The organism is Mycobacterium sp. PS03-16 (assembly GCF_004570325.1).
In the GTDB taxonomy this organism is placed as follows: domain Bacteria; phylum Actinomycetota; class Actinomycetes; order Mycobacteriales; family Mycobacteriaceae; genus Mycobacterium.
The window spans coordinates 35,176-57,950 of record NZ_SPQO01000020.1 but is presented as its reverse complement, the minus strand read 5'-3'; the positions used below and the strand labels follow the sequence as shown (position 1 = coordinate 57,950).

Below are 22,775 nucleotides of genomic sequence, written 5' to 3'. Positions count from 1 at the left end.
CCCGCGTCGGAGAAAGGAGTCGGTGTGACTCGAGCAGATCGACCGTCGAACGAGCTCTGGGACAGCGAGGCAGACGTCGTGGTGCTGGGCAGCGGCGGGGCCGGGCTGGCCGCCGCGCTCAGCGCCGCTGCCGACGGCGCCTCGGTCGCGATCTACGAGAAGGCGGCCACCGTGGGCGGCACCACCGCCGTCTCCGGCGGCATCGTGTGGATTCCCGCGCACGACCGGTCTCCCGACGGCGAGCTCCCGGTCGGCGACGCGCTGGCCTATCTGCGGGCGCAGTCGCTGGGCGTGATGGACGAGGACCTGGTCGAGACGTTCGTGCGGACCGGCCCCCTCGCCCTGGAGGTCATCGAGACGCACAGCGCGCTGCGGTTCACGATCGCCGAGGGGTTTCCCGACTACAAACCCGAACTGCCGGGCGGGCGTCCCGGCGGGGGCCGGTCGTTGTCGGCCGCGCCGTTCGACCTCGCGCGGCTGGGGCCGTGGCGGGACCGGATCACCTCCTTCCCCGCCGACTTCAGCAACGTCGGCATCGACGCCGAGACCAGGGCCCGCATCCACGCCTCGGTCGACGAGACCCTCGAGGATCCGTGCGTCGCCGGCACCGCACTGATCGCCGGCCTGCTCGAGGGACTGCTCGACCGCGGGGTCGAGCCCGTCACCGAGGCCCGCGCCGTCGAGCTGATCGCCGAATCCGGCCGCATCACCGGGGTGCGGATCGCCCGGCCGGACGGGGAGATCCGGGTGCGCGCACGACGCGCCGTGATTCTGGGCACCGGCGGTTTCGAGTGGGACACCGCACTCGTCGAGGCGTTCCTGCGCGGTCCGATGCGCGGCGCGGTGTCGCCGCCCAACAACACCGGGGACGGGCTGCGCATGGTCATGGCCCACGGCGCCGAGCTGGCCAACATGGGTGAGGCGTGGTGGGTGCCGATCGTCCAGATCCCCGGCGACACCATCGACGGTCATCCCCGCAGCCGCAGCGTCCGGCTCGAACGCACCAGGCCGCGCAGCATCATCGTCAACCGGGCCGGACGGCGCTTCCTCAATGAGGCCGGCGAGTACAACTCGATGGCGGGCGCATTCCAGTACCTCGACCCGCGGCTCGGATACGTCAACGATCCGGCCTGGATCGTCTTCGATTCGCTGCACCTGAAGAAGTACGGGTTCCTGGGCGTCGAGCCCGACGGCCCGGCCCCGGACTGGTTCTGCCAGTCGCGGGATCTGCACGAGCTCGGCGACAAGACCGGGATCGACGTCGACGGGCTGAGCCGCACCCTGCAGGAGTGGAACCGCCACGTCGCCGAGGAGCGCGACCCTGAGTTCGGCCGGGGCGCAAGCGCATACGACGGATACTGGGGAGACCCGCACGCGCCCACGCCGGCCCTGCAGACGCTCGGCCCGATCGACACACCGCCCTACTACGCGGTGCCGGTGTCGATCGGCGCGATGGGCACCAAGGGCGGACCGCGCACCGACCGCGACGGCCGTGTGCTGCATGTCAGCGGCAGGCCGATTCCGGGGCTGTTCGCCGCGGGCAATGCGATGGCCGGCGCCACGGGTAAGGCGTACGGCGGCGCGGGCGGGACGCTGGGGCCGGCCATGGTGTTCGGGGTACGCGCGGGGCACGCGGCCGCGACCGGCGAATCGCTGCGGTACTGACATTCCGGTCACCGCGATCACTACCCTGGTGAGGTGGTCTCGGCAGAACCAGGGAGTCGCTTCGCGGGTATCCGGCGCAGCGCGGCGCAGACCCGTGTCCTGGACGCGGCGCTCGCGCTGATCGCCGAACACGGTGTCAGCGGCACGTCGCTGCAGATGATCGCCGACCGCATCGGCGTGACCAAAGCCGCGGTCTACCACCAGTTCAAGACCAAGGATGACATCGTGATCGCGCTGACCGAGCGGGAACTCGGAGGTCTGGAGGGCGCACTGGAGGCGGCCGAAGCCGCACCCGACCACCTCAGCGGTCGCGACATGCTGCTGAGCCGCGTGGTCGATCTCGCCGTCGAACGCCGTCGCATGGTCAGCGTCCTGCAGTTCGATCCGGTGATCGTGCGGGTGCTCGCCGAGCATCCGCCGTTCGGCCGGTTCATCGACCGGCTCTACGCCACGATGCTCGGCGAGGAGACCGGCGCCCGGGCCCGCGTGCACGCGGCGATGCTGTCCGGGGTCATCAGCGTCGCCGTGATGCATCCGCTGGTGAGCGACATCGACGACGACACGCTGCGCGAGGAGTTACGCCGCACCATGCGCCGGATCGTCGACCTGCCGGAGTGAGTCAGGAGTCGCCGGGCCGCCCGGCGAACAGCTCTTCGGCCGCGCTGTAGGGATCGGTGTGGCCGTCGGCCACCAGCGCGGCCAGGCGGCCGAGGTCGGGATGTGTCCGCAACAGCGTATGGGCGAGCGAGAGGATCTGGGTCCTGGCCCGCGCCGCCCGCCGCTCGGCGGTGTCGGCGCGGTGGTGGGCGTCGATGGCCTCGGCCAGCGCCGGTATCCCCTCCCCTTGAGCCGCAATGAGTTTCAGAATCGGCACGCTGACCTCTGCACGTAGGTCCCGCACCGTCTGGTCGGCGCCGTCGCGGTCGGCCTTGTTGACCACCACGATGTCGGCCACCTCGAGCAGCCCGGCCTTGGCCGCCTGCACCGCATCACCCGCGCCCGGGTTGAGCACCACGACGGTCGGGTCGGCGATCGCGGCGATCTCGATCTCCGACTGCCCCACCCCCACGGTCTCCAGCACGATGAGGTCGTAGGACAGCGCGGCGAGCAACCGGATCGCGGCGGGCACCGCGGCGGCCAGACCCCCGAGGTGTCCGCGGCTGGCCACCGAACGGATCAGCACGTCCGGGTCGTTGATGTGGGCGGCCATCCGGATGCGGTCGCCGAGCAGTGCCCCGCCGCTGTACGGCGACGACGGGTCGACCGCCAGCACCGCCACCCGCTGCCCCTGCCGCCGGTAGGCGCCGACCAGCGCGGCCACCGTCGTCGACTTACCCGCCCCGGGCGGTCCGGTCACCCCGACGACCCGCACCGGCGGCGCACCCACTGCGGCCAGCACGTCGTCGCGGCGGGCTCCCTCGACCAGACTCAGCAGCCGGCCCGCGGCCCGGGTGGAGCCGTTGCGCGCGGCCGCGATCAGGTCGTCGATGTCGCTGTGGGGGGTCATCCGGCCACCAGCCTAGGCGGCGAGCTCAGGGCGCCGGCACCTCGATGACCGTCGCCGACCCCATCCCGCCGCCCGCGCACATCGCCGCGACACCGACACCGCCTCCGCGACGGCGCAATTCGTGCACCAATGTCACGAGCATCCGGGCCCCGGTGGCGGCCACCGGATGACCCAGCGAGCAGCCGCTGCCGCTGACGTTGACCCGGTCCGGGTCGATGTCGAGCATCTTGACCGTCGCCACGCACATCGCGGCGAACGCCTCATTGATCTCGAACAGGTCGATGTCGGAGATCGACAGCCCGGCGCGCTCGAGCGCCTTCGGGATGGCCTCGACCGGTGCGAGCCCGGTGAACGCCGGGTCGACGCCGACCGAGGCCCAGGCCTTCACGGTGCCCAGTGCGGGCAACCCGAGCCGGTCGCTGGCCAGCGTCAGTACGGCGGCTCCATCGTTGGCGCCACACGCGTTTCCGGCGGTGATCGAGAAGCCCTCGATCTCAGGATGCAGCGGTTTGAGCGAGGCGAGCTTCTCCATGCTGGTGTCGCGGCGCGGATGCTCGTCGATGTCGAAGCGCCCGTGGGGCGTCTCGATGGGGACGATCTCATCGGTGAACCGGCCCTCGTCGATCGCCCGGACCGCCTTACGGTGGGAGTCGAGCGCCCACTGATCCATCTCCTCGCGGCTGACTCCGGCCCGCACCGCGGCGTTCCAGCCGACGGTGATGGACATGTCCATGTTCGGCGCATCGGCGCGGTCCGGGTGGGTCGGCGGGAACCAGTCGAGCATCGCGGCGTCCTTGGCGCTGCTGGCCCGACGCGTGAATCGCGGTGTGGTGGAGGCCGAGTTGACGCCCCCGGCGATGACCAGCCGATCCATGCCGGCGCGGATGCTCGCCGCGGCGCTCTGCACGGCGGCCTGGCCGGCGGCGCAGTGGCGGTTGTTGGACAGGCCGGGCACCGACGTCAGCCCGGCGGTGATCGCGGCGTGACGGGCGATGACACCGCCGCCGTAGAGGCCCTCGCCGAGCACGACATCGTCGACCTGCCCACCGCTCAACCCCTCTGCCGCCGCACCGACGACGTGTTCGGCCAGTTGATAGGCGTCGGTGTCGCGCAGCGTCCCCTTCATCGCCGTGCCGATCGGGGTACGCAGGGCGGAGACGATGACGGCTTCGGGCATGTATGGACTCCGTTCGGGAAACCGGCGAGAATGTTATTCTCACTATAAGAGAGCGTTCGTTGCAAGAAGGGAAGCCGCATGGAAATCGCCGGGTGTTCAGCGATCGTCGTGGGCGGTGCGGGTGGCCTCGGCGAGGCGACGGTGCGGCGGCTGCACGGTGCGGGAGCAAAGGTCGTCGTCGCCGACCTCGCCGACGAGAAGGGCGGCGAACTGGAAAAAGAGCTCGGTGTGCGGTACGTACGCACCGACGCCACCTCCGAGGACTCGGTCAACGCCGCGATCGCCACGGCGGAATCGCTGGCACCGCTGCGGATCTCGGTCGACACCCACGGCGGGCCCGCCAGTGGCGGACGGTTGATCGGCAAGGACGGCTCACCGCTTGACCTCGACGGCTTCAAGAAGACCATCGAGTTCTATTTGACCGCGGTGTTCAACGTCATGCGGCTGTCGGCGGCGGCGATCGCGAGATCCGAGCCGCTGGACGAGGGTGCGCGCGGCGTCATCGTCAACACCGCGTCGATCGCCGGCTACGAGGGCCAGATCGGCCAGCTCCCCTACGCCGCGGCCAAGGGCGGCGTGCTCGGGATGACGCTGGTCGCGGCCCGCGATCTCTCCCCGTTGGGCATTCGCGTGGTCACCATCGCCCCGGGCACCATCAACACACCCGCCTACGGCAAGGCGGCCGATCAGCTCGAGCAGTACTGGGCCCCGCAGGTGCCGTTCCCGAAGCGGATGGGCCGGTCGCCCGAGTACGCCCAGCTGGCCCAGAGCATCATCGAGAACGACTACCTCAACGGCGAGATCATCCGCCTCGACGGAGCACTGCGCTTCCCGCCCAGGTGAGGCCCGTCCGGGAAGTGACAGCTCCTACGGGAAGTCACAGCGGCACTCCCCTTGTGCGGCCCTGCGCCACGGCGTCGCGCCCTCGCGGGTGGTCACGCCGTGGACGCAGAGCCGACTGTCGGTCAGATGGCGTCGAACGGTTCGCCGTCCAGCGCGACCGACGGCACCCCGTCGGGACCGACCGGTACGTCGCCGACGAGCGTGATGCGGTAGAGCCGGCGGTCGTGGTCCGTCGTCAGATCAGACGGCGCGAGGTGCACGGTCGACCGGTTGTCCCAGAACGCGATGCTGCCCGGCTCCCACTTGAACCGCACGGTGTGTTCCGGGCGCGCGAGTTCGTCGTAGAACAGGCCGAGCAGCCGCCGGCTCTCGTGCGGTGACACGCCGACGATGTGGGTGGTGAAGCCCGGATTCACGTAGAGGGCCTTCTCACCGGTCTCCGGATGCACGCGCACCACCGGGTGTTCGGTGAACAAGGGCCGGCCTTCGACCCGGCGCTGATAGTCGGCGGTCGCCGTCGCTCCGTCCGGCGGTGAGAACCGGTGCACCGCACGCAGCCCGTCGGCGAGGCGCTGCAACGGCTTCGACAGGCCCTCGTAGGCGGCGACGGTGTTCGCCCACTGGGTGTCACCGCCATAGGGCGGGATGACCTCTGCGCGCAGAATCGACGCGGCAGGCGGATTGACGGCGGCGGTCACGTCGGCGTGCCAGTTGGGCTTGTCGAACCCGGTACCGCGGAACCGGGCCTTGAACCGGTCCCGGAAGATCGGGTAGATGGTCGGGTGGTCCGGATCGGGTATCGCGTCGAACAACGGGTGGGCCGGCGTGGGGGCGCCGAACGCCCGCGCGAAGCGCAGATGGTCGTCGTGGCCGATGAACTGGCCGCGGAAGAACACCACCTTCCAGGTCAACAGCGCCGCCCGGATGTCGGCGATCTGCTCCTCGTGCAGCGGCGCGGTGAGGTCCACCCCGCTGATCTCGGCGCCTGTCCAACCCGACTGCGGCTCGACCGCAACCTTCTGAGCTGCCAGTGTCATGTCAGTTCCTCTCTCTTGTCGTGTGATTCAGGATTCGATCGGTCGCGGGGTCACACCGTCGAGTTGGTTCTGGGCGGTGACGATCGCGTTGTACCGGCCGTCGACGTACGGCGTGATATCGACACGGGTCTTGGTGACCCCCGACTCGAACAACCCGTCGGCCACCTGCTGGAACAATGCCGTGGACTGGTCGTCGATCGGGTAGTACGCCGTCAGCCCGTCCTCCTCGTAGAGCGTCTTGCCTTGGTCGTGGGTGATGCCCTGCTGGTCCACGTAATAGGCGTTGATCCACTCGTCGGCGTGGTTGTCCTTCCAGTTGTTGGCCGCGATGGCCCGGCCGACGTAGTCGCCGATCGCGGCTGCCTTGACCGGGTCGTCGAGGATGTCCTTGCGCACGATCAGGGTCTGGATGCCGGTGTTGATGCCCTTGCCGTCGCCGAGCACCGGCGGCTCGCCGAGCTGGTAGTACTGGTTGCCGAGCACGATCGCCGCGTCGACGGCGCCCGCCGCGAACGTCGGAACGACTTCGGCGCCCGCGAGCTCCACGGGTTGCACGTCGGTCCGCAGGTCGAGCCCGTGCCGTTTGAGCAGGCCGGCGGTGATCATGTGACGGCCGGACCCGGGTGGGTAGGCCACCCGCTTGCCGCGCAACTGCTCGATCGATGTGATCCCGCTGTCGGGGCGAGCGACGAGGTAATAGCCGCCGCTGGTACCGGGATTGGCCTGCAGACCGACCGTGACGAGGTCGGTGACACCGTTGTCGACGGCGATGGGCACCGGCGCCTCACCGATCGAGCCGATATCGGCAGCGCCCGAACGCAATGCCTCGATGACCGCTGCGCCGCCGCTGAAATCGGCGAACTCCACGGCATACGGGGCGTCCCTCCCGGCATCGGCCAGGTTCCACGGCAGTGATTGAGTGGAATTCTGCTCGGCCACGACGAGTTTCGTGCCAGCCGGGACGTCGGTTCGGTTGGCGATCTGCACGGAGTCGATGGCGGCGCCGCCGTCGTCATCCGACAGACCGCAGGCGGTGGCGAGCAGGGTGATGGCCAGTGCGGCAGGCAGCTTCCACCGTGACATGGGCATGTGGTGTCCTTCTGGTCGGGGTGTCAGATTTGTGGGCCGTCGGTGACGCCGAGTTCGGTCAGCAGCCGGGATCGCAGGGCGGCGAACTCCGGTGATTCACGTCTGCGCGGTGCCGGGACGGCCACTTCGGCGTCGAGTGAGAACCTGCCGTCGGTCAGCACCACGATGCGGTCGGCGAGCAGGATCGCCTCGTCGACATCGTGCGTGACGAGCAGGACAGCGGGGGTGTGCCGGCGACACAGGTCCTGCAGCAGCCCGTGCATCTTGATTCGGGTGAGCGCGTCGAGTGCGCCGAACGGCTCGTCCAGCAGCAGCAGATCCGGCTCGCGCACCAACGCCCGCGCCAGGGCGACACGCTGCGCCTCGCCCCCGGACAAGGTGCGCGGCCACACCTTCGCCTTGGCGGCGAGGTTGACTTCGGACAGGGCGGCCATCGCCTGCCGGCGTGCCGCCGACGTGGACTGCAGGCCGACGGTCACGTTCGTCAGGACGCGCTGCCACGGGAGCAAGCGAGGATCCTGGAACACGATCGCACGGCGTGCGGGCACGCGCAGATCGCCTTCGACATCGCCGTCCAGGGCGCCCAGCGCCCGCAGGAAGGTACTCTTGCCGGATCCGCTGCGGCCCAGCAGCGCGACGAACTCACCCGCACGGATCCGCAGATCGATACCGTCGAGGATCACGGTGTCGCCGAACTTCTTTCGTAGGTTCTCGACGACGACGACGGTGTCGGTCAGCGTGTCAGTCACCGTCATACGCCCGTCGCCACGTCAACAGCCGAGCCTCGAGGAAGCGCACGACGAGGATCGACACCAGTCCCAGCGCGGCGTAGACGGTGATCAGCACGAAGACCACGTCGACCTGGAAGTACTCGCGCGCGTCGGTCATCATCCGGCCGAGGCCCTTCTTGGCGTTGATGGTCTCGGCGAAGATCAACGCCAGCCACGACGCCGTGAGCCCGAGCCGCAGACCGACGAGGAAGCCGGGAAGTGAACCTGGAACGACGACGCGGTAGATCAATTCGGCGCGGCCGGCGCCGAACGAGCGAGCGGCCTCGACCAGGCCGGCGTCGACACTGCGGATCGCGCTGAACGTGTTGATGTATATCGACACGGCCACTGCGATCGTGATCAGCGTGATCTTGGGCACTTCACTGATGCCGAACCAGACGATCAGAAGAGGTACCAGTGCGAAGTTGGGAATCGCGTTGAGCACCTCCATATTCGCGTCGAAGAGGTTCTCTCCGATCCGGGACAGGCCGGTGATCAGCGCCAGCCCGAGCCCGAGCGCGATCCCGAAAGCCAATCCGTAGCCGACCCGCAGCAGGCTGGTCGAGAGATGCTCCGGCAGCGACCCGTCGGCGATGAGCCGATAGGCGGCACCCACCACGCGACTCGGTGGGGGAACCGTCCGCTCGTCGAAGATGCCCGTGGACGAGAGGATCTGCCACACACCGACCAGCAGCACCGGACCCAGAAGGCGTTGCAGTTGACGCGGCACCCGCGAGGTGCGACGGACCCTGCGGGTCCGCGGATCGACGAGCCTCGCGGCGGCCACCTCTTCGGTGGGTGGCCGCAAGAGGACGGTGGCCATGTCACGCAGCCCCGAAGAACTCACCCGAGATCGACTCCGAGGCGGCGCCACTCGGCCCCACGGGGATGTCGCCGACCAGCGTGATGCGATGCAGCACCCGGTCACCCTGGACATGCTCGAAGTCGCGCGGAGCAAGGTGCAGCGCGGCCCGGTTGTCCCAGAACGCCACGCTGCCCGGCGCCCACTTGAAGCGCACCGTGTACTCGGGGCGGGCGATCTGTTCGAACAGCAGATCGAGGATGTGCCGGCTCTCGCGGGGCGACAGGTCGACGATCTCCCGGGTGAACGACGGGTTCACGTACACCACCCGTTCGTGGGTCTCGGGGTGGACGCGGACGACCGGATGGATGGTCGCCAGCGGATTGCGGCGCACCAGGTCGCCGATCTTCTCGCTGCTGCGGTCAGCGGCGAATGTCGCCCCGAAGCGGTGTTCTGCCCGTAGGCCGTCGATGAACGCGCGCACCGACGGTGCGAGTCCCTGATAGACGGCTGCGACGTTGGTGAACTGGGTGTCCCCGCCGTAGGGCGGTACCGTCTCTGCCCGCAGGATCGAATGCGACGGCGGATTGATCAGCGGCGTGACGTCGGCGTGCCACTGCGGGCCGTTCGGGCTGAGCTTCTTGCGGTACCGCGTGCCGTACCGGTGATCGTACGCGGCGGGCGAGACCGTGTGGATCTGCGGGAATCCCTGCGGCGCAGAATCGCCCTCGTACGGGTGACCGGGTGTGACGTCGCCGAACTGGGCGCCGAACGCAATCTGGGCGGCGTGGTCGAGGTCCTGATCGCGGAAGAACACCACCTTCCACTTGTGCAGTGCCGAACGGATCACCGCCCGCTCGTCCTCGGACAACGGCGCCGACAGGTCGACTCCCGTGATCAACGCGCCCGTCCAACCGGACAGTGGTGCGACCTGTAACGCGGTTTCGGTGGTAGCAGTCATCGTCTCGTCCCCTTGCAGTCATGCCGGTGTCAGGGGTTCGACGCTAACGGCGACGCTCTGAGACGCTACGGGTTTCGATCGGCCTGAATCTGGCTCGCCCGGATCAGCGCCGCTCAGTTCTTCTTGGCGTTGAGCTTGGCGACGATCGTGCGGAAGTCCTCGGTCGTGAACGACTGCTCCTCAGCGGTGTTCGCGTAATCGAGGCTGGCCAGCACCGCCCGCTCGAGATGGATGTTGAGCAGCCGCTTGGTCGATTCCAGCGCCTGGCGCGGCATCTGCATCATCTTCTCCGCGCACGCGATGGCCTCACTCACCGGATCGTCGACGACGTGGTTGGCCAGCCCGAGTTCGGCCGCCCGCTGTGCGGATATCCGCGTGCCGGTCATCGCGAACTCCTTGGCCAGCAGCAGGCTGATGTGCAGCGGCCAGGTCAGCGGGCCGCCGTCGGCGGCGACCAGGCCCACCTGGACATGCGGATCGGCGAAGTACGCCGTCGGCGCCATGTACACGATGTCACTCAGCGCCACCAGACTGCAGCCCAACCCGACCGCGGGTCCATTCACGGCGGCCACCACCGGGATGCGCGTCCGGCACATCCCCAGCACGATCTCGCGGCCGTGCAGGATTGTCTTGGCCCGCAACTTCGCATCGCCGCTGAGCTCCTGTAGGTAGGCGAAGTCGCCGCCGGCCGAGAATGCCCGTCCCGCACCGGTGATGACCGCTGCCCGTGCATCCAGGTCCTCGTTGAGCCGCGGCCACAGTTGCGCCAGCCCCTCGTGCAGTTCGTCGTTGACGGCGTTGAGCGCATCCGGCCGGTTCAGGGTGATGATCCGCAGCGGACCGTCCGCGGTGACCTGGATCTCCTCGGGCATGCCGTACATTCCGTCTCCTCCGCTGTTCGCGCCGGCGCTCACCGGACTCCGAGTCCGAGTATCCGGCCGGCGATGATGTTCTTCTGGATCTGCGATGTGCCGCCCATGACGCTCTGCGCGCGGCTGTACATGTAGGCGCCGAACATCTCGTCGTCCGCCGTGCCGACGGTGCGGAGTGCGGCATGTCCCACGGACTGCTCGGTCCACGTCATCAGCAGTTTGTCGAGCGAGCCCTGCGGCCCGTGGGTGATGCCGTCGAGTTGCTCGGACAGCCGCCGGCGCACGTGCAGCCGCAGCATCTCGGTCTGCACCCACGCCCACAGCAGTTCCTCGGACGGCGGTCCGTCGACCCGGGATGCCAATTGACGCACCGTCTTTCCGTATCGCGCCGAGAACCCCAGCGTCGAGGGCTCCCGTTCGTGCGCGACGACAGTCATCGCCAGCTTCCAGCCTTCCCCGGGTGCGCCGACCATGTTCGCGGCGGGCACCCGTGCCCCGTCGAAGAGGACCTGACCGAACTCCTTGGTGACGCCGCTGATCATCTTCAGCGGGCGCTGTTCGATGCCGGGTTGGTGCATGTCGATGATGAACGCCGAGATGCCCCTGTGCTTGGGCACATCCTTTTCGGTACGCGCCAGCAGCAGGCACCAGTCCGCGACGTCGGAGTAGCTGGTCCAGATCTTGTGCCCGTTGATGACGTAGTCGTCACCCTCAGCAGTGGCGGTGGTGGTCAGCGAGGCGAGGTCCGAACCGGCGCCCGGTTCGGAGAACCCCTGGCAGTATCGCTCGGTGCCGTCGATCAGCCCGGGCAGGAAGCGCTGCCGGAGTTCCTCGCTGCCGTGATGGCTCAACCCGACGACGAGGTAGCCCAGGCTCGGCCGCGCCGGCGCCCCCGCCTTGGCGATCTCCTCGTCGACGATGACGTCGTAGACCGGCGGAAGATCCTGCCCGCCGTATGGTTTCGGCCACGAGGTGCCGAAGAAGCCGGCCCGGTAGAGCGCCTGGTGCCACTCACCCTGTCTGGCCCAGTATTCGTCCCCTGACGTCGGGAACCTGCCCTTCTGTTCGGTCAGCCAGGTGCGCAACCGTTCCCGGAACGCGGCTTCCTCGGCGGAATCACGAAAGTCCAATGGTCAACTCCTCGAGCTTCGCAGGCCACACCTCGGTGGCGGCCAGCACCCGGCGCAGGTAGACGTGGGCCAGGCATTCCCAGGTGTTCCCGATCCCCCCGTGCACCTGGATCGACGTCTCGCACACGGCCATCGCGGCCCGGGCGCAGTAGATCTTCGCGATCCGGCCGGCCTCGACCGCCTCCCGCACCGGCAGCTCGTCGACGGCCCAGGCGGCGTGGCGGGCGACGCTGATCGACCCCTCGATCAGCGCGAGGCTCTCCGCAAGCAGATGGGCGACCGCCTGATACGACCCGATCGCCGCACCGTACTGCTCGCGCACCTTGGCGTACTCCGTTGCCAGCGAGAGCGTTCCACGGGCGGCACCGACGATGTCGGCGGTGGTGGTCGCCAGCGCGAGCGCGTACCACCGGCGGGCGTCCTCGTCGGACAGCTCCGCCAGCTCCGAAGGTGACTCGATCACCCCGGCGAGGCTGCCGGTCAGGTCGACCGACTCCGGCCCGGCGGCGCCCGATACCTCCCGCCCCAGCCGGCGGCGCAGATCGTCGGCGAGCACCGGACCGAGGTAGGGCACGTCGAGCAGCCCCCGCCCGAACTCCTCGGCGACGATCGCGACCTCCACCGCCGAGGCGCCGTCGGACCGTAAGGTGCGAAACCCGGTGGCGTCGACCGCCTTCTCGAGCCTGCCCAGGCGGACGGAATCGTCAAGATCGGCCACCGAACCCGGGCCCAGGTCGCCGACCACCTCCGCGGCGGCGTCACGCAGTTGTCGTTGTTCAGCCGTCAGACGGACGTCCATGTTGCTCCTTGAGCACTCGGCGCAATACCTTTCCGGACGGTAGGCGCGGGATGATCGGGACGAACACCACCCGGCGCGGTCTCTTGTAGGAGGCGAGCCGGTCGCCCACCAGATCGATCAGCTCGTCGGGCGCGACGTCGGCGCTGGTGGTCACCGCGGCGACCACCGCCTCGCCGTCGGCCGCGTCGGGTTCGCCGAAGACGGCGCAGTCCTCGACGACCGGATGCCCGTGCAGGACGGCCTCGACCTCGGCGGGCGCCACCTGGAACCCGCGGACCTTGATCATCTCCTTGGACCGGTCGGTGATGCGGAGCCAGCCGTCGCCGTCGAGGGCGCCCACGTCACCCGTGCGGTACCAGCCGTCGGCGAACGCGGCGGACGTCGCCGCTGCGGGCAGGTATCCGGCCATCACCGCCGCCGAGCGAACCTGGATCTCACCGGTGTCTCCGGCACCGACCGGTGTGCCGTCGTGCAGCGACACCACCCGCACCTGCACACCGGGCACCGGGCGGCCGACGGTGTCCAGGCGTGCCCCCGTCAGGGGGTTGGCGGCGATCACCGGTACCTCGGTGGTGCCATAGGCCGCGACCCAGGGCACGCCGGTGCGCGCGGTGACGTGGTCGGCGACGCCGGTGGTGACCGGCGTGGCACACCACATGATGTACCGCAGCGACGACAGGTCATGGCTCTCGAGATCGGGGTGCCGGGCGAGCGCGAGCGCGATCGGTGCGACCGCCATCTCGATCGTGATGCCGTCCGCCTCGATGTGGCGCAGCATCGTGTCGATGTCGAAGCGCGGATGCAGGCGGATCCAGGCGCCGGTCTGCAACGCCATCACGATGTTGAGCAGACCGAGGATGTGCGACGGGGGTGTCATGATCTGCATGCGGTCCGCCGGCGACAGCCCGAGCGCATCCCGCCACTGCTGCACCGCCACGGCGAACGCGCCGTGGGTGTGCCGCACGGCCTTGGGCATCCCGGTGGTGCCGGAGCTGAACACGAACACCGCGTCGCGCGCCGGATCGACGCCGTCGAACGCGCGCCGGCCGGGTGAGAGCGACTCGTCGAGGTGCAGCATCGGCATCGCGTCCGCGAGCACCGGATGGTCGCCGACCGCATGGCTGGGCCGGGTCAACTGGAGTGCGTGCGCCACCTCGGCGTGCTTCCAGGCCGGGCTGAGCAGGACCGCGGCGGCGCCGAGGTGCCAGATCCCGCGCAGCGCCGCCACGAATTCCGGTCGGTTCGATGACATCATCGCCACGCGGTCCCCGGCCCGCACGCCGCGCTCCTCCAGCGCCGTGGCCATTCCGCTGGCGAGGGCATCGATGTCGGCCGGCGAGTACTCGCGGTCGCCGAACGCCAGCGCGGCGGAACCGGTCACGTGTCGGCCATCGCTCACCGCCGCCGGACCCTCCTGGACGCCGTAGACTGCACTTGAGAAGACACTATCATTTCAGGAGAATACTATTCTCCTCAAGTCAGAATGTCGATGCTCGAAGGAGCTGTATGTCGGCCTCGCCCATGCCCGTCCCGCCCGCCGGCGCCCCCGGCGGCGAGGTGACGATCGTCCTCGACCGCAAGCAGGTGTCGGTGGCCAGAGTCGCCGGTGAGACGCTGCTCGAAAGTGCCCGCCGCGCCGGCATCTCGCCCCCGTTCTCGTGCGAGGCCGGCAACTGCGGGACATGCATGGCCAGGCTCATCGAGGGGACCGCCACCATGCGGGTCAACGATGCGCTCGACGACGACGAGGTGGCGGACGGATACGTGCTGACCTGCCAGGCGATTCCCGACACCGACATCGTGGCGGTCACCTACGACGAGTGACCCGGCGGCGGTGGCGGCGGCCGGTATTCCGGTTCGTACCCGCTGATCCGCACCGGGCTGCCCACCAGCCGGAACCCGCCCGCGGTGACCAGCACCTCGGGTGTCTCCTCCAGTGCGGCCGGCAGCGCGCGCACGGCCGCCGCCGGAATGCCCAGCGGCCGTAGCCGCTTCTCCCAACCGGTCGCCGTATCCCGCGCCAGCGCGGAGGTGACCAGTGCGAGCACCTCATCGCGCCGCGCCGACCGCTCCGCCATGGTCGGGAAACCGTCGATGCCCGCCTCGTCGGCGAACAGCCGCCAGAACCCGTCGTGGGTGACGAACAGCGCCAGGAACCCGTCGGCGGTCGGGAACAGCTGTGCCGGAACGTAGAACGAGTGGGCGCCGTTGGGATGGCGGCGGGGTTCGACACCGTCGTTCAGGTACGCCGCGACCCGGTAGTTCAACTGCGACAGCATCACATCGCGCAGCGACACGTCCACCTGCCCGCCACGGCCCGACACGATCATCGCCAGCAGTCCCAGCGCGGCGGTCAGGCCCGTCGAGTTGTCGGCCGACGAATAGCCCGGCAGTGTGGGCGGCCCGTCCGGTTCGCCGGTCATCGCCGCCACCCCGGTCGCCGCCTGGACCACGTAGTCGAACGCCGGGTCGTCGCCGCCAGTGAGCCCGAACCCCGTCAGCGCGACGCAGACGATCTTGTCGTTGTGCCGGCGCAGCGCCTCGTAGGTCAGTCCCAGCCGGCGGATCACCGACGGCTTCATGTTGACCAGGAGGGCGTGCGAGTCGGCGACCAGCTCGGCGAGGCGCTGCTGCCCTTCCTCGGACCGCAGATCCAGGCATATGTTGCGTTTGTTGCGGTTCAGGCTCGCGAAATAGCTGTCGCCGACCTGGCGGGAGATCTCGCCGCCGGGCGGCTCCACTTTGATGACATCGGCGCCGAGGTCGGCGAGCATCATCGTCGCATAGGGCCCGGCCAGCATCACGCCGACCTCGATGATGCGGATGCCGGCCAGCGGCGCGCTCATCGGGGCGCCCGCCTCTTCGCGCAAGCGCTCATCGGGGCACCCGGCTCTTCGCGCAAGCGCTCATCGGGGCACGCGGCTCTTCGCGCAAGCGCTCATCGCACCTGCTTCGCGAGTTCGGCGATCACCTCTCGCGTCCGGTACTTCGACGCGATCAGCTCGTCGCGGGTGTCCCCGATCGGCAGCAGGCGCACCGACAGGTCCGTCACACCCGCGTCGGCGAAGGCCTTGAACCGCGCCAGGATCGAGTCCTCGTCACCGGCCGCGCACAGGTCGCCGACATCGCGGGCGTCGCCGCGATCGAGCAACCGCTGGTAGTTCGGCGACGTCTCGGCCTCCGCGAGTATCCGATTGGCGCGGTCCTTGGCCGCGTCGATCTCGGAGTTCGCGCACAGGCACACCGGGATACCCGCGACGATGCGCGGGGCCGGCCGGCCCGCCTCGGCGGCCGCGCTGGTGATCCGCGGCGCGATGTGCTCACCGATGGCGCGTTCGTCGGCCATCCACAGCACCGTGCCGTCGGCGTGCGCCCCGGCGATCTGCAGCATCACCGGGCCGAGTGCGGCCACCAGCACCGGCATCGGCGAATCGGCCTGCAGCACGGTGGGATTGTGCACGGTGAAGGAATCGTTCACCACGTCGACCGACCCCGGTCCCGCCAGCGCCGCGTCGAGCACCTCGAGGTAGTCGCGGGTGTAGGCCGCCGGCTTGTCGTAGGGCAGCCCGAGCATGTCGCGCACGATCCAGTGGTGTGACGGCCCGACGCCCAGCGCGAGGCGCCCGCCCGACACGGCGTGCACCGACAACGCCTGACGCGCCAGCGCGATCGGATGCTGGGCCTGCAGCGGCACCACCGCGGTACCGAGTTCGATGCGCGTGGTGTGCGCGGCCATCAGCGCCACCATGGTCAGGCAGTCGAAATCGTTGGGCACCTGCGGCATCCACGCGGTGTCCAGTCCGGCCGATTCGGCCCACTCGATGTCGGACACCAGCTTGGTGACCTTGCGCGCCATGTCGCCGCGCTCGGCCCCGATCATCACGCCCAGTCTCATGGTTATCCCTCTTCCTTCGCCGAGTGTGACTCCTTGGCGGGAATCAGGCCCGAGAATCGCCCGCGTTTCACACTCGTCACGCCTGGGCCTGCTCGGTCAGCTTGCGCACCTCGGTCACCAACGTCTCCAGCGGTGTGCCGGTCGGAAACACCGCCGCCGCACCACACTCGAGGAGCTTCGGCACGTCGGCCTGAGGGATGGTGCCGCCCACCACCACCGCGATGTCACCGGCGTCGGCGGCGCGCAACGCCTCCACGGTGCGGGCGGTCAGCGCCACGTGCGCGCCCGACAGGATCGACAGGCCCACCAGCGCCACGTCCTCCTGCAGCGCGATCGACACGATGTCCTCGATGCGCTGTCGGATTCCGGTGTAGATCACCTCGAAACCGGCGTCGCGCAGGGCGCGCGCCACGATCTTGGCGCCGCGGTCATGGCCGTCCAGCCCGGGTTTGGCGACGAGGACACGCGCGGGAGCGCTCATCAGAACACCACCGGCTGCTGGAACTCGCCCCACACGGCCTTGAGCGCCGACACCATCTCCCCCACCGTGCAGTACGCGTTCGCGCAGTCGATCAGCTTGTGCATCAGGTTGTCGTCGCCGCCGGCGGCGCGCGACAACTCGGCCAGCGTCCGGGCCACCGCGTCCGGGTCCCGGTCGGCCTTGACCTTCGACAACCGCTTGAGCTGCAGGTCGCGTCCCTCGGCGTCGAGTTCATAGGTGTCGATGTCCGGCGGCGGTTCGTCGGTGACGAACTTGTTCACCCCGACCACCGGGCGCGTGCCGTCCTCGATCTGCTGGTGCACCTTGTAGGCCTCGTCGGCGATCAGCCCCTGCAGATAGCCGTCCTCGATGCAGCGCACCATGCCGCCGTGCTGCTCGAGATCACCCATGATCTCGATGATCTTGGCCTCGGTGGCATCGGTGAGCGCCTCGACGAAGTACGACCCGCCCAGCGGGTCGGCCACCCTGGTCACCCCGGTCTCGTAGGCCAGAATCTGCTGGGTGCGCAGCGCCAGGGTCGCGGACTCCTCGCTGGGCAGCGCGAACGGCTCGTCCCACGCCGCGGTGAACATGGATTGCACGCCTCCCAGCACCGAGGCCATCGCCTCGTAGGCAATGCGGACCACGTTGTTCTGCGCCTGCGGGGCGTACAGCGACGCACCGCCCGACACACAGCCGAACCGGAACATCGACGCCTTGTCGCTGGTCGATCCGTACCGTTCGCGCACGATCGTCGCCCAGCGCCTGCGGCCGGCCCGGTACTTGGCGATCTCTTCGAAGAAGTCGCCGTGGGTGTAGAAGAAGAACGAGATCTGCGGGGCGAACTTGTCGATGCTCATACGGCCGCGCTCGACGACCGTGTCACAGTAGGTCACGCCGTCGGCGAGCGTGAACGCCATCTCCTGCACCGCGTTGGCGCCGGCGTCGCGAAAGTGCGCCCCCGCCACCGAGATCGCGTTGAACCGCGGCACCTCGGCGGCGCAGAACTCGATGGTGTCGGCGATCAGCCGCAGCGAGGGGTCCGGCGGCCAGATCCACGTACCCCGCGAGGCGTACTCCTTGAGGATGTCGTTCTGGATCGTGCCGGTGAGCTTCTCTCGCGGCACGCCGGACTTCTCCGCGGCGGCCACGTAGAACGCCAGCAGGATGGCCGCGGTGCCGTTGATCGTGAAGCTCGTGCTGATCTTGTCCAGCGGAATCCCGTCGAACAGGATCTCGGCATCCGCCAGCGTGTCCACGGCCACCCCGACGCGGCCGACCTCCTCGCCGTACTCCGGATCGTCGGAGTCGTACCCGCACTGCGTGGGCAGATCCAGCGCCACCGACAGCCCGGTGCCGCCCTGATCGAGCAGGTAACGGTAGCGGCGATTCGACTCCTCGGCCGTGCCGAAGCCGGAATACTGGCGGAACGTCCACAGCTTGCCGCGGTATCCGGACGCGAAGTTGCCGCGCGTGAACGGGTAGGCACCCGGCGGTGGCGGCTCGGTGGTGCGGTCACCCGGCACGTAGACGGGCTCGAGCGGGACGCCCGAGGAGGTCTGTACGAGGTCGCTCATCAGTGGATAACGTACTTGCAAAAAATGAGAATGCCAATACCACGTATCGGAAACCGGTTCGCACCGGCGCGTGTTCCGCAACGCGGCCCCTCGCCCCTCGCCACCACGGCCGCCTGCGTGCGCCGAGCCCGCACACCTACCGAATACGACACTTGCAGAAAATGAGAATGCCAATACCATCGAGGTGACCGAGGAGGCCGATGTCCAGTCAGCAAGCGTTGTCCGACCGCACCATGGTGGTGTCCGGCGGGAGCCGCGGAATCGGCCTGGCGATCGCGATCGGCGCGGCCCGGCACGGCGCCAACGTGGTGCTGCTGGCCAAGACCGCCGAACCGCACCCGAAACTGCCCGGCACCGTGCACACCGCCGTCGCCGACGTCGAGGCCGCCGGCGGTAAAGCCGTCGCGGTGGTCGGCGACGTGCGCAAGGAAGATGACGTCGCCCGCGCGGTGGCCACCGCCGTCGAGCACTTCGGCGGCATCGACATCGTCGTCAACAACGCCAGCGCCATCGCGACCGAACCGACCGAGCAGCTCTCGGCCAAGAAGTTCGACCTGATGATGGACATCAACGTCCGCGGCACCTTCCTGCTGACCAAGGCGGCGCTGCCGCATCTGCGCGAATCGGCGAATCCCCATGTGCTCACCCTGTCGCCGCCGCTGAACATGAACCCCTTCTGGCTGGGCGCGCACCCGGCGTACACGCTGTCCAAGTACGGCATGACGCTGCTGTCGCTCGGCTGGGCCGAGGAGTTCCGCGCCGAACGGGGCGGGGCGGGTATCGCGGTCAACTGCCTGTGGCCGCAGACCTACATCGCCACCTCCGCGGTCGCCAACATGGCCGACGGCCGGGAGGCTTTGAAGAAGGCCAGGAGTCCGCAGATCATGGCCGATGCGGCGGTCGAGGTGCTCTCGCGGCCCGCGCGGGCGGCCACCGGTCAGTGCTACATCGACTCCGAGGTGCTCGCCTCGGTCGGCGCCACCGACCTCGCCGGTTACGGCGGCGGAGACCACCCGACCCTCGACATCTTCGTGGACGCCCCATGAGCATCTCGCTGCTGCTGGAGATGTCGGTGTCCGGCGATCCGGATCGCACCGCGGTGGTCTGCGACGAATTGCGGCTGCGCGCCGCCGAACTCAGCGCTCTGGCCGACGGCGGCGCCGGCGTCATCGCCGAATCAGGTGCGCGACATGTGGTGTACGTCGGCACCGGTGGCGCCATGCTGCCGCTTCTGCTGTTCGCCTCGGCCCGCGCGGCGGTGGCGTTCACCCCGTTGAACTACCGGCTCAGCCGCGACGGCCTGCACGAGCTGATCACCCGGCTACCCGACCCGCTGGTGATCGCCGATGCCGAGTACGTCGACGTCGTCGCCGGCGCGGGTAGGCAGGTCGTCGAATCGACGGACTTCCTCACCGCCGCCCGCACCGCCGACCCGGCCGCCGAATTCGCCGACCCCGATGCCGTCGCGGTCGTGTTGTTCACCTCCGGCACCACCTCGCGGCCCAAGGCCGTCGAGTTGACCCACAACAACCTCACCAGCTATGTCACCGGCACCGTGGAGTTCGCGTCTGCCGACCCCGCCGACGCCGCGCTGATCTGCGTGCCGCCCTACCACATCGCCGGGGTCGGTGCGGCGATGTCGAACCTCTACGCCGGCCGGAAGATGGTGTATCTGCGGCACTTCGACGCCCGGGAGTGGATCCGGTTGGTCAACGCCGAAGGCGTCACCACCGCCACGGTCGTCCCCACCATGCTCGACCGCATCGTCACCGCGCTGTCCGAGGAAGCGGCCACCTTGCCGACGCTGCGCAACCTGGCCTACGGCGGCTCGAAGGTGGCGCTGCCCCTGGTGCGCCGCGCGCTGGAACTGCTGCCCGGCGTCGGCTTCGTCAACGCCTACGGCCTGACCGAGACCAGCTCCACCATCGCGGTCCTGGGGCCCGACGACCACCGCGCCGCACTCGCCGCCGACGACGAGGCGGGCGCCCGGCGGCTGGGATCGGTCGGACAGGTGGTGCCCGGCATCGAGGTGCAGATCCGTGCCGACGACGGAACGGTGCTGGGCGCAGGCGAGACCGGCGAGCTGTTCGTGCGGGGTGAGCAGGTGTCCGGGCGCTACTCCGACATCGGCTCGGTGCTGGACGCCGACGGCTGGTTCCCCACCAGGGACATCGCGTCGCTGGACGAGGACGGCTACCTGTTCATCGGCGGCCGGTCCGACGACACCATCATCCGCGGCGGCGAGAACATCGCACCGGCCGAGATCGAGGACGTGCTCGTCGAACACCCCGACGTGCGCGACGTCGCCGTCGTCGGTCCCGAGGACCCGCAGTGGGGGCAGATCATCGTCGCCGTCGTGGTGCCCAGCCCCGGTGTCACCCCCGACCCCGACGATCTGCGCGCCCACGTGCGACGGCACCTGCGCGGTTCCCGCACCCCCGACCGGGTGGTGTTCCGGCACGAATTGCCGACCAACGCCACCGGTAAGGTGCTGCGCCGCGAGCTGATCAAGGATTTCGAAGCCGCCGCCGACGAGCCCGAGAAGGAGCCCGCATGATCAAGAACGGCACCCGCCTGCAGAGCCAGGTGTGCGACACCCAGGTGATCGTGGTGCGCAGCGCCGACAGCCTCGACGACCTGCGCGCCGGCGGCGTCCCGATGGTGCCGCTGGACGCCCCGAAGTCCGCCGACGCCGCCATGGATCCCGCGCTGTCCGGTGGCAACGTGATGGGTAAGCGCTATGTCGACGGCAGCGGGGCCGAAGTCCTGGTCACCAAGGCCGGTGCCGGCACCCTGTCGATCGGTGACACCGCCCTCGATCTGAAGGAAGCCAAACCGCTTCCGGCCAGCGACTGAACCATAGCGGTGGCCACGGCAGCGAGCACCACGACCGCGACGACGGCGACGTCACCGCTGCGCGTGGCGGTCGCCAGCTTCATCGGGACGACGGTCGAGTACTACGACTTCCTGATCCACGGCACCGCCGCGGCCCTGGTGTTCCCTAAGCTGTTCTTCCCCGAGGTGTCGGCGGCGACGGGGCTGCTGCTGTCGTTCGCCACCTTCGGCGTCGGCTTCGTCGCCCGCCCGCTCGGCGGAGTGGTGTTCGGCCACTTCGGCGATCGAATCGGCCGCAAGCGGATGCTGGTCTACTCGCTGCTCATCATGGGTGTCGCCACCGTGCTCATGGGCGCCCTGCCGACCTACGCCCAGATCGGCGTCGCGGCCCCCGTGCTGTTGACGCTGCTGCGGCTGGCCCAGGGCTTCGCGGTCGGCGGCGAATGGGGTGGTGCGACCCTGATGGCCGTCGAACACGCCGCGCCACACCGCAAAGGGCTCTACGGCGCCTTCCCGCAGATGGGTGCGCCCGCGGGCACGGCGACCGCCACCCTGGCGTTTTACGTGGTGTCCCGGTTGCCCGACGAGCAGTTCCTGAGCTGGGGGTGGCGGGTGCCGTTCCTGCTCAGTGCGGTGCTGATCGTGATCGGGTTGGCCATCCGGCTGTCGCTGACGGAGAGTCCCGACTTCGCGGCGGTGCAGGCGCGCGCCGCGCTCGTACGCCTGCCGCTGGCCGACGCCATCCGCCGGCACTGGCGCCAGGTCCTGCTCGTCGCCGGGGCGTATCTGTCCCAGGGCGTGTTCGCCTACATCTGCGTCGCCTACCTGGTGTCCTACGCCACCTCGGTGGCCGGAATCGACCGCCCCGCAGCACTTCTCGGTGTCAGTGTGGCCGCGGTGATCGCCGTGGTGATGTACCCGCTGTTCGGCGCGCTGTCCGATGCCGTCGGCCGCAAACCCGTGTTCCTCGCCGGTGTGGTGGCGATGGGGCTGTCGGTGGTGCCGGTGTTCGCGCTCATCAACACCGGCGACGCCCGGTGGTTCCTGGTCGCGCTGATCCTGGTGTTCGGCCTCGCCATGGCGCCTGCGGCCGGCGTCACCGGATCGCTGTTCAGCCTGGCGTTCGACGCCGACGTCCGCTACAGCGGCGTGTCTTTGGGCTACACCCTGTCCGCGGTGGCGGGGTCGGCGTTCGCGCCCACCATCGCCACCGCGCTGTACACGGCGACGAAGACCAGCGATGCGATCGCGGCCTACATGGTGGCCGTGTCGGTCGTCTCCGCGGTCTGCGTGTGCCTGATGCCGGGCCCGTGGCGGACGCGGCGCCGCGACTGA

23 protein-coding genes are annotated in these 22,775 nt (G+C 69.3%); 8 read left to right on the top strand and 15 right to left on the bottom strand.

The genetic code is table 11. The annotated features are described in order from the left end of the window. The first annotated feature begins 24 nt into the window (after window positions 1–24). Both E4P42_RS17365 and E4P42_RS17360 read left to right on the top strand, forming a co-directional pair. Window positions 25–1,665, top strand: coding sequence for an FAD-dependent oxidoreductase (locus E4P42_RS17365; RefSeq protein ID WP_135127315.1), 1,641 nt, complete (start codon window positions 25–27; stop codon window positions 1,663–1,665). A gap of 33 nt (window positions 1,666–1,698) precedes the next feature. Further along, a complete protein-coding gene (locus E4P42_RS17360; RefSeq protein ID WP_135127314.1) occupies window positions 1,699–2,283 on the top strand; it encodes a TetR/AcrR family transcriptional regulator in 585 nt (194 codons plus the stop codon). 1 nt (window position 2,284) lies between these two features. On the opposite strand, the gene E4P42_RS17355 is transcribed toward E4P42_RS17360, so the two are convergent. Then, complete coding sequence (locus E4P42_RS17355; RefSeq protein ID WP_135127313.1) at window positions 2,285–3,172, bottom strand: ArgK/MeaB family GTPase; 888 nt, start codon at window positions 3,170–3,172, stop codon at window positions 2,285–2,287. Window positions 3,173–3,197: 25 nt separating this feature from the next. Beyond that, window positions 3,198–4,349, bottom strand: coding sequence for a thiolase family protein (locus E4P42_RS17350; RefSeq protein ID WP_135127312.1), 1,152 nt, complete (start codon window positions 4,347–4,349; stop codon window positions 3,198–3,200). Window positions 4,350–4,427: 78 nt separating this feature from the next. On the opposite strand from E4P42_RS17350, the gene E4P42_RS17345 reads away from it, so the two are divergent. Continuing rightward, a complete protein-coding gene (locus tag E4P42_RS17345) occupies window positions 4,428–5,192 on the top strand; it encodes an SDR family NAD(P)-dependent oxidoreductase (protein ID WP_135127311.1) in 765 nt (254 codons plus the stop codon). Window positions 5,193–5,314: 122 nt separating this feature from the next. Here E4P42_RS17345 and E4P42_RS17340 read toward each other — a convergent pair whose 3' ends face one another. From E4P42_RS17340 to E4P42_RS17300, 9 genes are all read right to left on the bottom strand, one after another. After that, window positions 5,315–6,229, bottom strand: coding sequence for a TauD/TfdA family dioxygenase (locus E4P42_RS17340; protein ID WP_135127310.1), 915 nt, complete (start codon window positions 6,227–6,229; stop codon window positions 5,315–5,317). A gap of 27 nt (window positions 6,230–6,256) precedes the next feature. Next, on the bottom strand, window positions 6,257–7,318 hold the full coding sequence (locus E4P42_RS17335; RefSeq protein WP_135127309.1) for a PhnD/SsuA/transferrin family substrate-binding protein: 1,062 nt from the start codon (window positions 7,316–7,318) through the stop codon (window positions 6,257–6,259). 23 nt (window positions 7,319–7,341) lie between these two features. After that, on the bottom strand, window positions 7,342–8,073 hold the full coding sequence (locus E4P42_RS17330) for an ABC transporter ATP-binding protein (protein WP_135127308.1): 732 nt from the start codon (window positions 8,071–8,073) through the stop codon (window positions 7,342–7,344). Then, the gene (locus tag E4P42_RS17325) at window positions 8,060–8,911 is read right to left on the bottom strand and encodes an ABC transporter permease (protein WP_135127307.1); all 852 of its coding nucleotides are present in this window, start codon (window positions 8,909–8,911) and stop codon (window positions 8,060–8,062) included. The genes E4P42_RS17330 and E4P42_RS17325 overlap by 14 nt, the downstream gene beginning before the upstream one ends. Before the next feature lies 1 nt (window position 8,912). Beyond that, window positions 8,913–9,851 (bottom strand): TauD/TfdA family dioxygenase, encoded by a 939-nt coding sequence (locus tag E4P42_RS17320; protein WP_135127306.1) that lies wholly within the window; start codon window positions 9,849–9,851, stop codon window positions 8,913–8,915. Window positions 9,852–9,964: 113 nt separating this feature from the next. Then, a complete protein-coding gene (locus E4P42_RS17315) occupies window positions 9,965–10,732 on the bottom strand; it encodes an enoyl-CoA hydratase/isomerase family protein (protein WP_167759523.1) in 768 nt (255 codons plus the stop codon). A 29-nt stretch (window positions 10,733–10,761) separates the two neighbouring features. Next, a complete protein-coding gene (locus E4P42_RS17310) occupies window positions 10,762–11,853 on the bottom strand; it encodes an acyl-CoA dehydrogenase family protein (RefSeq protein ID WP_135127305.1) in 1,092 nt (363 codons plus the stop codon). Further along, the gene (locus tag E4P42_RS17305; RefSeq protein ID WP_135127304.1) at window positions 11,840–12,652 is read right to left on the bottom strand and encodes an acyl-CoA dehydrogenase family protein; all 813 of its coding nucleotides are present in this window, start codon (window positions 12,650–12,652) and stop codon (window positions 11,840–11,842) included. The genes E4P42_RS17310 and E4P42_RS17305 overlap by 14 nt, the downstream gene beginning before the upstream one ends. Continuing rightward, the gene (locus E4P42_RS17300; protein ID WP_135127303.1) at window positions 12,630–14,051 is read right to left on the bottom strand and encodes a class I adenylate-forming enzyme family protein; all 1,422 of its coding nucleotides are present in this window, start codon (window positions 14,049–14,051) and stop codon (window positions 12,630–12,632) included. Before E4P42_RS17300 ends, E4P42_RS17305 begins: the two co-directional genes overlap by 23 nt. A 107-nt stretch (window positions 14,052–14,158) precedes the next feature. Between E4P42_RS17300 and E4P42_RS17295 the strand changes: the two genes are divergently transcribed. Then, window positions 14,159–14,476 carry a 2Fe-2S iron-sulfur cluster-binding protein gene (locus E4P42_RS17295; protein WP_135127302.1) on the top strand — a complete coding sequence of 106 codons (318 nt, stop codon included), beginning with the start codon at window positions 14,159–14,161 and terminating at the stop codon, window positions 14,474–14,476. Here the strand turns inward: E4P42_RS17295 and E4P42_RS17290 are convergent. The 4 genes from E4P42_RS17290 to E4P42_RS17275 all read right to left on the bottom strand — a co-directional run bounded on the left by E4P42_RS17290 (window position 14,464) and on the right by E4P42_RS17275 (window position 18,605). Next, window positions 14,464–15,498, bottom strand: a complete 1,035-nt coding sequence (locus tag E4P42_RS17290; protein WP_135127301.1) for a CaiB/BaiF CoA-transferase family protein — start codon at window positions 15,496–15,498, stop codon at window positions 14,464–14,466. The genes E4P42_RS17295 and E4P42_RS17290 overlap by 13 nt on opposite strands. Window positions 15,499–15,590: 92 nt before the next feature. Then, the gene (locus E4P42_RS17285) at window positions 15,591–16,547 is read right to left on the bottom strand and encodes an LLM class F420-dependent oxidoreductase (protein WP_135127300.1); all 957 of its coding nucleotides are present in this window, start codon (window positions 16,545–16,547) and stop codon (window positions 15,591–15,593) included. 76 nt (window positions 16,548–16,623) lie between these two features. Further along, a complete protein-coding gene (locus E4P42_RS17280; protein ID WP_135127299.1) occupies window positions 16,624–17,028 on the bottom strand; it encodes a cobalamin B12-binding domain-containing protein in 405 nt (134 codons plus the stop codon). After that, window positions 17,028–18,605, bottom strand: a complete 1,578-nt coding sequence (locus E4P42_RS17275) for a methylmalonyl-CoA mutase family protein (protein ID WP_135127298.1) — start codon at window positions 18,603–18,605, stop codon at window positions 17,028–17,030. Before E4P42_RS17275 ends, E4P42_RS17280 begins: the two co-directional genes overlap by 1 nt. 200 nt (window positions 18,606–18,805) lie before the next feature. On the opposite strand from E4P42_RS17275, the gene E4P42_RS17270 reads away from it, so the two are divergent. From E4P42_RS17270 to E4P42_RS17255, 4 genes are read left to right on the top strand one after another with little or no spacing between them, the layout of a single operon-like run. Next, complete coding sequence (locus E4P42_RS17270; RefSeq protein ID WP_135127297.1) at window positions 18,806–19,651, top strand: NAD(P)-dependent oxidoreductase; 846 nt, start codon at window positions 18,806–18,808, stop codon at window positions 19,649–19,651. Next, window positions 19,648–21,162, top strand: coding sequence for a class I adenylate-forming enzyme family protein (locus E4P42_RS17265; RefSeq protein ID WP_135127296.1), 1,515 nt, complete (start codon window positions 19,648–19,650; stop codon window positions 21,160–21,162). Before E4P42_RS17270 ends, E4P42_RS17265 begins: the two co-directional genes overlap by 4 nt. Further along, on the top strand, window positions 21,159–21,461 hold the full coding sequence (locus E4P42_RS17260; RefSeq protein ID WP_135127295.1) for a hypothetical protein: 303 nt from the start codon (window positions 21,159–21,161) through the stop codon (window positions 21,459–21,461). Before E4P42_RS17265 ends, E4P42_RS17260 begins: the two co-directional genes overlap by 4 nt. A 9-nt stretch (window positions 21,462–21,470) precedes the next feature. Then, on the top strand, window positions 21,471–22,775 hold the full coding sequence (locus E4P42_RS17255; RefSeq protein WP_135127294.1) for an MFS transporter: 1,305 nt from the start codon (window positions 21,471–21,473) through the stop codon (window positions 22,773–22,775).